This window comes from Bradyrhizobium sp. JR3.5, from assembly GCF_054057015.1.
In genome coordinates this window covers 139,271-153,797 of the sequence record NZ_JBSRYV010000002.1, presented here as the reverse complement: position 1 = coordinate 153,797, position 14,527 = coordinate 139,271, and the positions used below count along the sequence as shown (strand labels likewise).

At 64.9% G+C, this 14,527-nt stretch carries 9 protein-coding genes and 4 pseudogenes; 4 read left to right on the top strand and 9 right to left on the bottom strand.

Features of this window, described 5'->3' with window-relative positions:
• Positions 1-58 precede the first annotated feature (58 nt).
• A complete protein-coding gene (locus tag ACVWW1_RS17345; RefSeq protein WP_456656802.1) occupies positions 59-1,351 on the bottom strand; it encodes a multidrug effflux MFS transporter in 1,293 nt (430 codons plus the stop codon).
• A 263-nt stretch (positions 1,352-1,614) separates the two neighbouring features.
• A pseudogene (locus tag ACVWW1_RS17340) lies at positions 1,615-3,447 on the bottom strand (aminopeptidase P family protein).
• Positions 3,448-3,633: 186 nt separating this feature from the next.
• Here ACVWW1_RS17340 and ACVWW1_RS17335 point away from each other — a divergent pair.
• Positions 3,634-3,819: a hypothetical protein gene (locus ACVWW1_RS17335; RefSeq protein ID WP_375788285.1), complete on the top strand. Its 186-nt coding sequence runs from the start codon at positions 3,634-3,636 to the stop codon at positions 3,817-3,819.
• 18 nt (positions 3,820-3,837) lie between these two features.
• On the opposite strand, the gene ACVWW1_RS17330 is transcribed toward ACVWW1_RS17335, so the two are convergent.
• Together ACVWW1_RS17330 and ACVWW1_RS17325 are read right to left on the bottom strand one after the other, a co-directional pair.
• A complete protein-coding gene (locus ACVWW1_RS17330; RefSeq protein ID WP_456656801.1) occupies positions 3,838-4,344 on the bottom strand; it encodes a hypothetical protein in 507 nt (168 codons plus the stop codon).
• A 1-nt stretch (position 4,345) separates the two neighbouring features.
• Positions 4,346-5,233 carry a 50S ribosomal protein L11 methyltransferase gene (locus tag ACVWW1_RS17325; RefSeq protein WP_456656800.1) on the bottom strand — a complete coding sequence of 296 codons (888 nt, stop codon included), beginning with the start codon at positions 5,231-5,233 and terminating at the stop codon, positions 4,346-4,348.
• 171 nt (positions 5,234-5,404) lie between these two features.
• Between ACVWW1_RS17325 and ACVWW1_RS17320 the strand changes: the two genes are divergently transcribed.
• A complete protein-coding gene (locus ACVWW1_RS17320) occupies positions 5,405-5,569 on the top strand; it encodes a Flp family type IVb pilin (RefSeq protein ID WP_229169912.1) in 165 nt (54 codons plus the stop codon).
• Positions 5,570-5,848: 279 nt separating this feature from the next.
• On the opposite strand, the pseudogene ACVWW1_RS17315 reads toward ACVWW1_RS17320, so the two are convergent.
• Positions 5,849-7,451: pseudogene (locus tag ACVWW1_RS17315) on the bottom strand (phytoene desaturase family protein).
• Between the two features lie 241 nt (positions 7,452-7,692).
• On the opposite strand from ACVWW1_RS17315, the pseudogene ACVWW1_RS17310 reads away from it, so the two are divergent.
• Positions 7,693-9,959 (top strand): annotated as a pseudogene (locus ACVWW1_RS17310) (spermidine synthase).
• 113 nt (positions 9,960-10,072) lie between these two features.
• Here ACVWW1_RS17310 and ACVWW1_RS17305 read toward each other — a convergent pair.
• Both ACVWW1_RS17305 and ACVWW1_RS17300 read right to left on the bottom strand, forming a co-directional pair.
• Positions 10,073-10,927, bottom strand: coding sequence for an alpha/beta hydrolase (locus tag ACVWW1_RS17305; RefSeq protein WP_456656799.1), 855 nt, complete (start codon positions 10,925-10,927; stop codon positions 10,073-10,075).
• 260 nt (positions 10,928-11,187) lie between these two features.
• Positions 11,188-11,983, bottom strand: a pseudogene (locus tag ACVWW1_RS17300) (L,D-transpeptidase).
• A gap of 289 nt (positions 11,984-12,272) precedes the next feature.
• Between ACVWW1_RS17300 and ACVWW1_RS17295 the strand changes: the two are divergent.
• The gene (locus ACVWW1_RS17295) at positions 12,273-12,602 is read left to right on the top strand and encodes a hypothetical protein (RefSeq protein ID WP_176529844.1); all 330 of its coding nucleotides are present in this window, start codon (positions 12,273-12,275) and stop codon (positions 12,600-12,602) included.
• 57 nt (positions 12,603-12,659) lie between these two features.
• Here the strand turns inward: ACVWW1_RS17295 and ACVWW1_RS17290 are convergent, their stop codons facing one another.
• Both ACVWW1_RS17290 and ACVWW1_RS17285 read right to left on the bottom strand, forming a co-directional pair.
• The gene (locus ACVWW1_RS17290) at positions 12,660-13,421 is read right to left on the bottom strand and encodes an ABC transporter permease (RefSeq protein WP_092115897.1); all 762 of its coding nucleotides are present in this window, start codon (positions 13,419-13,421) and stop codon (positions 12,660-12,662) included.
• On the bottom strand, positions 13,418-14,341 hold the full coding sequence (locus ACVWW1_RS17285) for an ABC transporter ATP-binding protein (protein WP_456656798.1): 924 nt from the start codon (positions 14,339-14,341) through the stop codon (positions 13,418-13,420). The genes ACVWW1_RS17290 and ACVWW1_RS17285 overlap by 4 nt, the downstream gene beginning before the upstream one ends.
• Positions 14,342-14,527 lie beyond the last annotated feature (186 nt).

Sequence of the window (14,527 nt, the reverse complement as noted above, 5' to 3'; positions counted from 1 at the left end):
GGATCCCCCTCATGCGGGGGGATGACGATGGGAGAGTGGGGCGCGTGTTGCGCACGCCTCACATCATCCCCTGCTCATCCTCCTCGGCCTGCGCGATCAACTCTTCGCTCACCACCACGTTCCGCCGCGGCACGACGAAGATCATGGTGCAGGCGCAGGCGAGCGAGATCGCGAAGAGCGCCGATGTCAGCGGCAGCGTGGTGGTGGAGTGGCCGCCGAGATAGGCGCCGAACTGTGAGATCAGCGAACCGATGCCCTGCTGCAGGAAGCCCATGGCGCCGGAGGCGGTGCCGGCGGCCTCGGGGCGGATGCTGATGGCGCCGGCGGCCGAATTGGCCATCACGAAGGCATTGGCGACCATCACGATCATCTGGGTGCCGAACAGCCAGAGCGGCGCCTGGTTCAGCCCGGCGAAACTCCAGATCAGGTTCAAGAGACTGCCGCCGACCTGCAGCGCGAGCCCGAACCAGATCAGCTTCTCCAGCGAGTGGCGCGGTGCGAAGCGGACGCACAGCAGATTGCCGATGAAGTAGCCGAACCCCGTCATCGCGAACCACGCGCCGTATTCGGCGCTGCTGCGGCCCATCTGGGTGACCACGATGTAGGGACCGCCGCCGGCGAAGGCGAAGATGATCTGTGACGCCAGCACCTGGCACAGCAGGTAGCCGACGAAGGCGCGGCTTCGCATCAGCCTGCCGAGGTCGCCGCGGAAGCTGGAGCTGTCGGCGCGGTCGCGGCGGGTTTCGGGCAGGGCGAGCGCGATGAAGATCGTGGTGATCAGCGACGCCGCGGTGATGAGATAGAGGATCGCGCGCCAGCCGAATGTGGTCTCCAGCAGACCGCCGGTGAGCGGGCTCACCATCTGCGCGATCATCAGCGCGGCGACGACGAGGCTGATCATGGCGCCGACCCGCTCGCGCGGATAGAGATCGCGGATGATGGCGCGGCTGATCACCATGCCGCTGGCGCCGCCGAGCGCCTGGAAGAAGCGCGCGGCGATCAGCTGCGGCAGGGTCCCGGCGAAGTCAGAGCCGATGCCGGCCACCACCATCAGCCCGAGGCCCGCGAGCAGCACCGGGCGGCGGCCGAATTTGTCGGACAGCGGTCCCATGATCAGCTGCGACAGCGCGATGCCGACCATGTAGAGCGACACGGTCATCTGCGCGATCCCAATGTCGCGGCCGAACGTGGTCGCCAGCACCGGCAGCGCCGGAACCAGCATGTAGAGCGAGATCGGCGCGACGCCCGTCATCACGACGAGCATCAGCAGCATGACCTTCGATGTCGCGATGTTGTTGTCTTTGATGTTCTCTTGGGCCGCGCCGGGCGGCTTGCCCATCACGCCGTGCATTCAGGTCCGATCCAGCATTGCGGAAAGACTGTAGCGTGCCCGTTCGCGCGGAATACGTGTGTTTCGGCATACGCCCATGCGAATTCGGGCGACGTTTCGCCTCACGCAACAACAATCACCGCTGTCGTCCTCCGCGAAAGCGGGGGACCCAGTATTCCACGGGCGGCGGTTATTTGACGGAAGGGTCGCGGCGTACTGGATCCCCCGCTTTCGCGGGGGATGACACCGAGTGTGAGGAGCTGGGAAGGCTAATCTCGACGCCGCTACTTCAACGCCGCCGTCGCCTCGTCGAGCCACAGCTTCGTGTCATTGTCATCGAGATGCGGACGCACCACACGCGCGACGCGGGCATGGTAGTCGTTGAGCCAGCTCAATTCGGCTTCGCTCAGCATGCTCACCTCGATCAGGCGGCGATCGATCGGCGCCAGCGTCAGCGTCTCGAATGGCGTTGACCGGCTTCTCGGCGCCGGCAATGTCGGTGCCGATCACCAGCTCGAGGTTCTCGATCCTGATGCCGTAGGCGTCGGTCTTGTAGTAGCCGGGCTCGTTGGACAGGATCATGCCGCGCTTCAGCGGCGTGGTGCCGAGCTTCGAGATCCGCGCCGGCCCTTCATGGACGCTGAGATAGCTGCCGACGCCGTGGCCGGTGCCGTGCTCGAAATCGATCCCGGCCTGCCAGAGATGTTGCCGCGCGAAGCTGTCGAGCTGCGCGCCGGTGGTGCCGTCGGGGAAGATCGCGCGGGCGATCGCGATATGGCCGCGCAGCACGCGGGTGAAGCGGTCGCGCATCTCGTCGGTCGGCTTGCCGATCGCGATGGTGCGGGTGACGTCGGTGGTACCGTCCTCATATTGCGCGCCCGAATCGATCAGCAGCAGATCGCCGGGCTCGATGCGGCGGTTGCTCTTGCGCGTCACGCGATAATGCACGATGGCGCCATTCGGCCCGGTGCCGGCGATGGTCGGGAACGAGACGTCCTTGAGCGCGCCGGTCTGGCGGCGAAAGGTCTCCAATGCCTCGACGGTGTCGATCTCGGTGAGATGGCCTGAGGGTGCCTCGCGGTCGATCCAGGCGAGGAAGCGGACGAGCGCCACCGCGTCGCGCTGGTGCGCGGTGCGCGTGCCGTCGATCTCGGTGAGGTTCTTGACCGCCTTCAGCAGGCTGACCGGATCGCTGCCGCGCACCGGCTCGCCGCCGGCGCCGGCGATCAGGCGGCTCAGCGCGTCGGCCGCGGTCGCGCTGTCGAGCGCGATCGATGCGCCGCGCCTGGCGAGCTCGGTCAGTTTTAGCGTCAGCGCCACCGGCTCCTCGACATCGGCGGACTGTTCGAGATGGTCGCGGGTCGCGTTGGACAGCTTGCGGTGATCGATGAACACCAGCGGGCGGCCTTCCTTCGGCACCAGCGCGTAGGACAGCGGCAGCGGCGTATGCGAGACGTCGGCGCCGCGCGGATATTGAAGGTCCAGGCCACCGCGTGGCTGTCGGAGAGCACCAGCGCATCGACCCCGAGCTTGTTGATCTCGAGCCGGATGCGCTTCAGCTTCTCGGCCTCGATCTCGCCGGAAAACTGCGCGCCGTGGATCGCGACCGGGCCGAGCGGCGGCGCCGGCCGTTCGTGCCAGACCGTATCGACCGGGTTGCCGTCGACGGCGACCAGCTCGGCGCCGGCCTTGGCGCATGCCGCCGCCAGCCGTTCGGCTGCCGCAGAAGTGTGCAGCCAGGGGTCAAATCCTAGGCGGTCGCCCGCTGCCAGATGCCGGGTCAGCCAATGCTCCGGCGGCGGATCGACCAGCGGCTCGACCTGCCAGGCCTTGCGGTCGACCTGCTTGCCGGCCTGCAGCGTGTAGCGCCCATCGACGAACAGGGCGGCTTCCTTGCTCAGCACGATCGCGAGCCCGGCCGATCCCGTGAAGCCGGTCAGCCAGGCAAGCCGCTCCTCGGACGCCGCAACATACTCATTCTGCTGCTGATCGGCGCGCGGAACCACAAACCCGGTCAGCTTGCGCCGCGCCAGTTCCTCGCGCAGTGCGCTTAAGCGCGCGGTCAGCGCCACGCCGCCTTCGGGCTCTTCGAACGTCTGGAAATGGGCTTCGAACATCGCCTTTGCACTCTCTTCGGATGCAGCATGATCTTCGCGCCAATGCGCTGAGGCATGACCACATTTTTGGCATAACTTATGCTTGAATCATGTCATAGTGGAAGTGACCGGACGATGTCCACCATCGACGGTCAGCGTACGGGGGGCGTCCAGGAGTGTCTCAACTCAACGGTGAGGAGATGCACGATGCCTGCATTCACGTTTGAGAAGATCTCGCCGCCGGTCCGTCGCGGGCCGATCGCGCCGATCGAGCAGAAGCAACGTGGCGTCATCGTGCAGATGCTTGACCGTTTGGTCGCGGCGCGCGCCAGGCGTGCAGCCGGTCAGGACAAGGCCGAGACGGCCGGCCGCGATTCCGCAGCACCCGAATAACCAATCCGCAGATCGCGTTTACGGTGTGAGGTCGGACGTCTTCGCCACGGTTACATTGACGACCCTGGTGCCCTCGAGTTCACGCACGATCCGTTCATCGGGGCCGACGACACCCAGATCGAATTCGCGCTCCGGCGTCAGCAGCGTCATGCGCTGACCGACGATGACGACGACGGTCATGTCGAGCGGCTCGCCGGATATCGCCCATTCCCTGAGCTCGTTGCGAAACGGCTCCCTGCGCCAGGCGTCGGGGAAGCCCGGATCGCATCTGACCTCGAGGCCGTCGTCCGACGTGGTCAGGACGAGCTTCGACCTAGAGGGCTTCCAGTGCTCCTCCAGCAGTTCGTTGACCAGCCAAACGCAGCTGAACGCGCGGCACTCCGCAGGCCGGCTTGGATAGATCCGGCAGCCGCGCCCCGGCCTACAATGCGCACACCATGCGTTGGCCGGCTTCGCCAGCTGCTCGATCGCCATCACCTTGCAGCAGAGCGTGCAGTCGCCGCACTGTCTGCCGGTCGCGGTCATTTCACCTGACCGAGCGCAGCAGCAGGCTGCTCCAACCCTCGATCTTCAGATGCCGCAGCGGCACCAGCCCGCGGGCACGGTAGGCGGCGATGACCGCCGGCGCCTGATGGGTCAGCAAGCCCGAGAGGATGACCTGCGCCGACGATGCGAGGTGCCGGGCCATCGGCCCCGCCAGCTGGCGCAGCGGATTGGCGAGGATGTTGGCGAGCACCAGATCGAACGGCCCTTCCTCGGCAAACCGCGGCGACGCAAAGCCGGTGGCACGGATCACATCGACCAGATGTCCTGCCCCGTTCAGCCGGGCATTCTCCTCGGCGACTCGTACCGACGGCGGGTCGATGTCACTCGCCAGCACCTTGCGATGCTGTGCCTTGGCGGCGGCAATCCCCAGCACGCCGGTCCCGGTGCCGAGATCGAGCACCCGGCGGGGCTGATAGGCCTTCAGCACGTGGTCGAGCAGTAGCAGGCAGCCGCGCGTGGTGCCGTGATGGCCGGTGCCGAAGGCGAGCGCCGCCTCGATCTCGATCCCGAGCTTGTTGGGGGCTATCCTGTGCCGGTCATGCTGGCCGTGGACGATGAACCGGCCGGCCGCGACCGGGACCAAATCTTCCAGGCTGGCCTTGACCCAATCCTTTGCCTCGATGGTGTCAAATACCAAAGTCGATGCGACATCCTGCCGCATTACCACCTGGCCGACCAGCTCGCGCAGCAAGGCCTGGTCCGGCGCCTCGGCAAAGTGGACGGTGACGTCCCAACGGGCGTCCGGCCGTTCGAAGGCCGCAAAAGCCGCCTGATCCTCGAAAAACATCTCGGAAAGCGCGTCGACCACGCGTTTTGCGGACTGTTCGTCTGAAAGGGTGATGCTGGCGCGGTGTGTGGACGGGGTCATCGGAGGCCGGTAGCGCGGTTTTCGTTAAAATTTCAAGCCGGATTCAATCGAATATCGCGAGAATTGATAGGTTCCCGATTCAGACAACCTTAGATGTCGCCGTACTACTACGGAGGCGGAACTCGGGAATACCCTTCGTTCCAAGGCATCACAACCCAGGGCAGGGCTGCAATGAAGACTCTTTTCGTTAGGTTTTTACAGAATGAATCCGGTGCGACCGCCATCGAGTACGGACTGATTGCGACCGGCATCGCCATCGCCATCATCGCCGCGGTGAATGGCGTCGGCACGAACTTGAGCGGGACGTTCAACACGGTCGCCAGTTCGCTCAAGTAACTTCGCAGACGGCGTTCTCGAGCAAGCACCGGGCACAACGAGGCCCGGTGTTTTCTTTTTGACAGGTTGTCCACAGAGCCGCACGCAGCCTGTCCACAAGACATCAAGCGCATTGTCCCCGGGGTTGTCGGCTTCCGTTCCACAGGCAGTCCACCGGGATGCTCACCGATTGTCCCGCCAAGGCACGCCACCTCTGACCACGGTCGACCCACAGCTTCTCAACAGACCTGTCCACAGCTTGGCCCGGCCGTGACCGCGGCGCCCGATGCGCCGTCAGCTTTATGCGAACAGCGCGCGATGGTCGGAGAGGACGGCCCGCGCGGCGTTGTGGCCGGGGGCGCCGGTGACCCCGCCGCCGGGATGGGCCCCGGAACCGCAATGGTAGAGACCTCGGAGCGGTCCGCGGTAGTCGGCATGGCCGAGCATGGGACGCGCCGAGAACAGCTGGTTCAGCGTCAGCGCGCCGTGAAAGATGTCGCCGCCGAGCAAGCCGAACTGCCGCTCGAGGTCGAGCGGCGACAGGATCTGGCGGCCGATCACACTGCCTGCGAAGCCGGGGGCGTAGTTATCAACGGTTGCGATCATCAGGTCAGCGACCTCTTCGCGATGGTCGTCCCATGATTTGCCGTCGGGCAATTGCGGCGCGACGTGCTGGCAGAACAGGCTCGCGACGTGCTGACCCGGCGGGCTCAAACTGTCGTCGAGCGTCGAGGGGATCAGCACCTCGACGACGGGCGCGCGGCTCCAGCCGAATTCGCGCGCATCGCGCCAGGCGCGATCCATGTAGCCGAGACCAGGCGCGACGATGATGCCCGCGGTGAGGTGATCGCCCGGGCCGGGCAGCGCGGTGAACGAGGGCAGGGTATCAAGCGCCACATTCATCCTGAACGTGCCGGAGCCATTCTGCCATCGTCCGATACGCGTGCGGAATTCGGTTGCCAGCGCGCCCTCCGGCACCAGGCGCGTGTAGAGCAGCTTCGGGTTGACGTTGGAGACGACATATCTGGCGCGCACCGTCTCGCCATTGTCGAGGATGACGCCGGTGGCGCGATCCTTCTCGACGATCACCTCGCGGACGGGCGCATCGGTTTCGATCTCGACGCCATGGCTGCGCGCGGCATGCGCCATCGCCTGGGTGATCGCGCCCATGCCGCCGATCGCGTGGCCCCAGACGCCCTTCTTGCCGTTCACCTCGCCGAACGCATGATGCAGCATCACATAGGCCGAGCCCGGCCGCGTAGGGGCTGGCATAATTGCCGACGATGGCGTCGAAGCCGAACAGCGCCTTGACGAGGTCGTTCTCGAAACGCTCGTCGAGCATCTCGCCGGCCGAGCGCGTGAACAGGTCGAGCAGGTCGCGCTGTTGTTCCAGCGACAGCCGCCGCAGGATGTTGGCGGTGCCAAGCGCGTTGAAGGCCTCGCTCATCGCGCCGATGCCAAAACCCTCGACCAGGTTCGGCGGTGAGCGCAGCACGAATTGGCGCAGCACATCGGCGATGGCTTCGAGTTCCCTTGAGAACGCGCCGATTGTGGTTGCGTCGCGCTGACTGAGCTTTGCGACCGATTGCTGGGTACGGCCTTCGCCAGTCAGCAGGTAGCTGCCGTCGGGCGCGGGGAGGAAGTTCTGGGCGCGCCGCTCCACGATCTTGAGGCCGTGATCGGCAAGTTTCAGGTCAGAAATGATTTGCGGGTTGAGCAGGCTCACCGTGTAGGCGGCGACCGAGTTGCGGAAGCCCGGACAAAACTCTTCGGTGACGGCGGCGCCGCCGACCACCTTGCGGCGCTCGACGACCCTGACCTTGAGCCCGGCCATCGCGAGATAGGCCGCGCAGGTGAGGCCGTTGTGCCCCGCACCGATGATGATGACGTCTGTTTCGTTCATGTCCGCTTCAACAAGGAGTGATTAGAGCATGATCCGGGAAAGTCGAAACCGGGTTTGTCCAACGATCGCGCTCTTAAATCCGGTAGATCCAACGTGCTGTGGCGCCGCGGCGCGGTGTCGTCAAGTCCACGTGACCGTGATTTCTTGTTCGTGATACTGCCGTATGCTCAGTTCAAATCCTCCGGTGCGGTGCACCGGACCGTCCGCCTCCGGCGCCCGCCGGGGCCATGCCGGAGCTTTCATGACATTTGAGCCGTCCGCCTCGCGAAACCGGCTGGTGCTGGTTGTCTACACCGCCGCGATCTTCGTCAGCGCCCTGCTGCTGTTCTCGGTGCAGCCGTTGTTCACCCAAGATGGTGTTGCCGCGGCTCGGCGGCTCGCCGGCGGTGTGGTCGGTGGCGATGGTGTTCTTCCAGTCCCTGCTGCTCGGCGGCTACGCCTACGCACATCTGCTGATGAAGCTGAACAGCCGCGTGGTGCCGATCGTGGTGCATCTCGTGCTGCTCGTCGTCGCGCTGCTGACATTGCCGCTCTCGATCAGGAGCGGCTGGGGCGAGCCGCCAACCTCGGGCTACGCGGTCTGGCTGCTCGGCCTGTTCGCGGTCTCGATCGGCCTGCCGTTCTTCGCGCTCGCCGCCAACAACCCGCTGCTGCAGGCCTGGTTCGTGCGCACCGGTCACCCCAACGGCCCTGATCCATATTTTCTCTATGCATCCTCGAACATCGGCAGCTTCCTGGCGCTGCTGTCCTATCCGGTGCTGCTCGAGCCGATGTTCACGTTGCGCACCCAGAACCTGATCTGGACCGGCGGCTATGGCCTGCTGATCGTTCTGATCGCAAGCTGCGGCGTGCTGCTGTTGCGGTCGCCAGCTTATGCGGCCGCGCGCGACGCGCAAGGTGATGATGCCAATGCGTTGGCGCCGTCCTGGTCGCGGCGGGCGCGCTGGATCTTCCTGGCTGCGGTGCCGTCCGGCCTGCTGATCGCGGTGACGGCGCATATCTCGACCGATGTCGCGGCCGCCCCCTTGCTTTGGGTGCTGCCGCTGTCGCTGTATCTGTTGACCTGGGTGCTGGTGTTCCAGTCGCGGCCGCTGCTGCCGCACAAATGGATGCTGCTGGCGCAGCCGCTGGCGATTGCCGGCGTCGTGATCCTGCTCGCGGTCGGCGGCGAGCAGAACCTGCTGCTCACGCTCGGCGGCCATCAGCTCTGCTTCTTCATCATCGCGATGGCCTGTCATGGCGAGCTCGCGCGCACCCGCCCGGCGGCGAAATATCTTACCGGCTTCTATGTCGCGCTGTCGTTCGGCGGCATGGTCGGCGGCCTGTTCGCGGGGCTGATCGCGCCGTTCAACCTTCTCATGGATCGCCGAATATCCGATCCTGCTGGCGCTCGCAGCGCTGTGCCGTCCGCCCGGCGGCGCGGAGCGACTGCCGCGCTGGAGCGCCTGGTACTGGCCGTTCCTTGCGGTGCTGGCGGTGGCGCTGATCGCGCCGAGCTATTCGGCCGGCGGCATCTTCAACTGGTTCGACGACCACCGGGTGTGGGTTATCGGCGCAGTCGGCGTGCTCTCGGCGCTGCTCGCGCTCGCACTGAATGCCAATCGCTGGAAGATCTTCGCCACCGTCGTGGTCGCGCTGGTGGTGCTGCGCGCCTATCCATCCGACGACGGCCGCGTCGAAACCGTGCGCAGCTTCTTCGGCGTACACAAGATCGTGGTGACGCCGAACGGGCAGTATCACGTGCTGATGCACGGCACCACGATCCACGGCGCCGAGAAGTTCAAGAACGACGACGGCACGCCGGTCGCCGGAAAGCCAGAGCCGATCAGCTACTATCACAAGGATGGCGGCATCGGGCAGGCCATCACCGCAATGCGCGAGCGCAAGGGCGCGCCGCTGAAAGTGGCTGTCATCGGCCTCGGCTCGGGGACGTTGACCTGCGCATCGGTCCCCGGCGAGGACTGGCGATTCTTCGAGATCGACCAGTCGATGGTCGATACCGCGCGCGATCCGAAATACTTCACCTACATCCAGAGCTGCGAACCGAACCTGAAGCCTGTGATCGGCGACGCGCGGCTGACCTTCGCCAAGGAGCCGGACGGCGTCTACGATCTCATCATCGTCGACGCCTATTCGTCGGACGCGATCCCGATCCATCTCGCGACCGAGGAGGCGATGGCGATCTACAAGGAGAAGCTGGCGCCGCAAGGCGCGGTCGTGATGCACGTCTCCAACCGCCATCTCGAACTTGCCAGCGTCGTGGTCGGCATCGCCGATGCCAACGACATGAAGAGCTGGGTCTACAGCGAGGATTCCGGGCGCGACAATGAGTACATCTTCTCGACCTCGGTCGTGGTCTCCGCGCGCGAGGAGGAGGACGTCGGCAAGCTCGCATCGTCCGACGTCTGGACTGAGACCGATGCCAACGAGAAGCAGCGGGTTTGGACCGACGATTATTCGAACGTGCTGGGCGCGGTCTACCGGCGCCTGCGCGACGGCGAGCAGTAGGGCGCTTTCGAGCGAAGTGGACGCCGGTTCGCGTGAAGAAAACGCGCCAAACTAACAGCTAGAGCTTCGGTTCTGATTCAATCAGAACCGAAAATGGTCCGGGCGGTCGTTCGCTACTTGTTGTCGGGGGCCGCCGACTTGTCCTTGTCCTGGCTCGACGCCGAAGCCGCAAGCAGCGGCATCGTCGGCGCGCTCTCGCCGGCGTCCTCGTCGAGGAATTGCTCCACGCCTGCCTGGATCGACGACTTCGCATTGTCAGGTCCGCGGTCGCTGAGGTCGTTGTGCTGGAATTCGGTTCTGACCACCTTGATGCCGAGTCTGGCGCAGGTCTCGTCGTCAGGCACGACGCCTGGGTCTGCCTTGAACACCGGATCCCTGGAGCGGAACGACAGGATCTTGATCTTGCTGTCGGTGATGAAGGGGACGCGCAGATTGTCCAGCGTCACGACCTTCTTGACCAGGTCGGGATGCTGCCTGGCGAAGAACATCGAGATGTCGCCGCCATTGGAGTGGCCGATCAAGGTCAGCGCGCGATAGTTTGCGTTCGGATAGAGCTTCTTCAGCTCGTCGATCGCATACATGATGTTGAAGACGCCGCGATTATATTGCATGCGGCGGCCGACATATTCCTCGCCGACCTTGGTCACCATCGGCGCGTCGGTGTCCAGATCATGCTGAATGCTGACCACGAGGTAGCCGCGTGACGCGAACACGTTGGTGAGGAACGAGTACTCGGTGTTCCTGACGGTGTTGCCGTGGCTCAGGATCGCGACCGGCAGCTCGATCATCTCGGCCATCGCCTGCATTTGCCGGTCGCGCCGGACCGCGACCTCGACCGTGACGTTGCGATCGTCGCGCAGAACGTCGTGGAACGTCAGCGTGGTGTGACGGATGGCCCATCTGTCCGTCGTGAAATAGCCGGCCATGGCCACGATGCACAGGCAAAGGACAATGATGCCCCGTTTCATGTCGACCTCTGATATTGCCTACGCGACCCGCGCTTCTCGCCCTGGTTTCATGGGCATTCCGCTTGATTCGGCCTCCAGGGGCCGGGCGGGCGCTCTTGCCGCCGAATATCGGGCTAATTTTACAATCAGATGACGGCGCGACGACGGGCCACGGCGCACGACGACGCGGGCCTTTTGCGACGGTCACAAGCGGGTGAGGGGAGCGTGAACTGACGGCGCGCTGCCTGCGGCGCCGTCAGCGGATCGGGAGATTGCGCGCCTCAGTCCTGATAGTTGTTGCCGTAGAAGCCGCGCTGCTGCTGCTGGTAGTACGGCCGCGGCTGATAGTAGCCTTGCGGCGCCGCCGCGTAGCCCTGGTTGCCGTAGTATTGCTGCTGGCCAGAGGCCTGCGCGTCGTAGACGCGTCGGCTTGACGGCGGCGCCGGGTAGCGCTGCGCGGTCGAGCTGCCGTCGGCCGGATAGATGTAGCCATCGTCGGCGCGGGCCTGTGCCGGATATTCGCGCGGCTGCGGCGTCAGGACGACCGGGTCGCCCGCGGCGGCGGTGCCATACTGCTCGTCCTGCTGCGGCGCGCGGCGGGCGACCGCAGTGCCGTTGCGCCCGCGCGGATTGCGCGCCAGCGCGACCTGCGCCGAGCCGGTCAGCGTCACGGTGGTGTTGAGCACGCCTTCCTTCTGGACCAGCGCGTAGAGCGTCGTTGCGTTGTCGCGCGACAGCCGCACGCAGCCATGCGAGGCCGGGGTGCCGAGGCGGCCGACCGAGTCGGTGCCGTGGATCGCGTGCCCGATCTTGGTGAAGAAGATCGAGTGCGGCATCGGCGCGTCGTCGAATTCCTTGGAGTAGTGATCCTCTTCCATGCGGAAGGCGCGGAAGGGTGCCGTTCGGCGTTTCGCGCGAGGGGATGCCGCTCGAGACCGGCCAGTGATAGCGCGCGACGCCGTCGACCGCGACGGTCATCTGCTGGTTGTCCTTGTCGATGGTGATATCGACCTTGGCCTGCGCGGCGCCGGCCGTGAAAAGCATTACGGAAGTGAACGCAATGAGGAACGAACGCATTTTATCTTTGGCCTCCAGGCCTGATCACAAAGCCGCGGCTGTCCGTCCCCGGCAACCAATATGCACGGAATCCGAATTTGGTTCCAGTGGCGGACCTGGGTGCATCGTCAATCCCGCCCGCGGCGCAAACAAGGCCGAAGGCGGGCTGGCCTGTCACGGCGGACTGACATTTTCGCGAGCAGGCCGCGACAACGGCCCCAATTGGTCGCCGCCACGCAACCATTTGGCCGCATGGGCGTTTCACAATCCCGCCCAGCGGCGCGTTCGCGTCGCGCATCAAGGAATCCAGATGAACAACACCAAGGTTAAGACCGCGGCCGTCGTCCCAGCCGGCCTCTCCGCGCGGCTCCTGCTTGCGGCCGCAGCTCTCGCTTTGGCGCTGGTGACTGTCCCCCATGCCGGCCATGCCCAGGGCATCGTCCGCGGGGCGCATGAAGGCGCTTATGAAGGCAACCGGGCCGCCGGTCCGATAGGCGGCGTGGTTGGCGGGGCCGTCGGCGCCGGCGTTGGTGGCGCGATGGGCGCGGTCAAGGGCGTGTTCGGCATCCCGGATCGCGGCTACCGCCGTGGCCACCGCTGCCGCGGCTATTACCGCCACGGGCATTTTCATTGCTACTGAGGCGGTGGCTGTCATTCCGGAGGCGCGCGAGCGCCCCGGAACGGTTGCCTTCGCGAGTCAGTTCTTCAGCCGGTAGCCGGTCCGGAAGATCCAGGCCACGATCACCATGCAGGCGATCAGGAAGCCCGCGGTCATGCCGAGGCTGAGCCCGACGCTGACATCGGCGATCTCGTAGAAGCTCCAGCGGAAGCCGGAGATCAGATAGACCACGGGATTGAGCAGCGTGATGGTGCGCCAGCCCGACGGCAGCATGTTCACGGAATAAAAGCTGCCGCCGAGAAAGGTGAGCGGCGTCACCACCAGCATCGGGATCATCTGCAACTTCTCGAAGCCGTCGGCCCAGATGCCGATGATGAAGCCGAACAGGCTGAAGGTGACCGCGGTCAGCACCAGGAAGGTCAGCATCCATACCGGATGCTGGATATGCAGAGGTACGAAAAGTCCGGCGGTTGCCAGGATGATCAGGCCGAGGACGATCGACTTGGTGGCGGCGGCGCCGACATAGCCGATGACGATCTCGAAATAGGAAATCGGCGCCGACAGGATCTCGTAGATCGTGCCGACGAATTTCGGGAAGTAGATGCCGAACGAGGCGTTCGAGATGCTCTGCGTCAATACCGACAGCATCACGAGCCCCGGCACGATGAAGGTGCCGTAGCTGACGCCCTCGACCTCGGTGATGCGCGAGCCGATCGCGGCGCCGAACACCACGAAATACAGCGAGGTCGACACCACCGGCGAGACGATGCTCTGCAGCAGCGTGCGCCAGGTGCGCGCCATTTCGAACAGATAGATCGCCCGGATTGCGCGGTAGTTCATGGCGCCCTCACGAGACTGACGAAGATGTCTTCGAGGGAGCTCTGCTTGGTATCGAGATCGGAGATCCGGACGCCGGCATTGCGCAGATCGTTGAGCAGGCTGGTGATGCCGGTGCGATCGCCCTTGGTGTCGTAGTCGTAGGTCACCGCGTGGCCGTCGTCGGAGAGTTCGAGATTGTAGCTGGCGAGTGCCTGCGGAACGGCGTCGAGCTTGCTCTGCAGCTGCAGCGTCAGCTGCTTCTTGCCGAGCTTCTGCATCAACGTCGCCTTGTCCTCGATCAGGATGATCTCGCCCTTGTTGATGACGCCGATGCGGTCGGCCATCTCCTCGGCTTCCTCGATGTAATGCGTGGTCAGGATGATGGTGACGCCGGCCGCCTGCAGCGTGCGGACCACTTCCCACATCCCCTTGCGCAATTCGACGTCGACGCCGGCGGTGGGCTCGTCGAGGAACAGGATCTGCGGCTCGTGCGACAGCGCCTTGGCGATCATCACGCGGCGCTTCATGCCGCCGGACAGCGTGATGATCTTGCTGTCCTTCTTGTCCCACAGCGACAGGTCTTTGAGCACCTTCTCGATATGGGCGGGGTTCTTCGGCTTGCCGAACAGGCCGCGGCTGAAGCTGACGGTTGCCCAGACCGACTCGAAGGCGTCGGTGTGCAGTTCCTGTGGAACCAGCCCGATCATCGACCGCGCCGCGCGATAATCGGCGATGATGTCGTGTCCGCCGATCGAAATGCGGCCCTCGCTCGGATTGGCGATGCCGCAGATGATGCTGATCAGCGTGGTCTTGCCGGCGCCGTTCGGTCCGAGCAGCGCGAAGATCTCGCCTTTGACGATATCGAGATTGATGCCATTCAGCGCCTTGAAGCCGGAGCCATAGGTCTTTGACAGATTGGATACGGAAATGATCGGCGACATGGAGGATCGGCAGCGTGAGGGAAGGGCGCGCGCGGATTGAGGCCCGGGCGGGGCGTGATGCGGGTTCAGCCCAGATAGGAACGCATGGTCCGTTCTGCAATCGGTCGGCGAGGGAGAAATTTATTCTGCGGCGTGCACCGCTCCCGCTTGCGGCAAGGCCATCGCATACGGCGCTTGCGGCTTCTG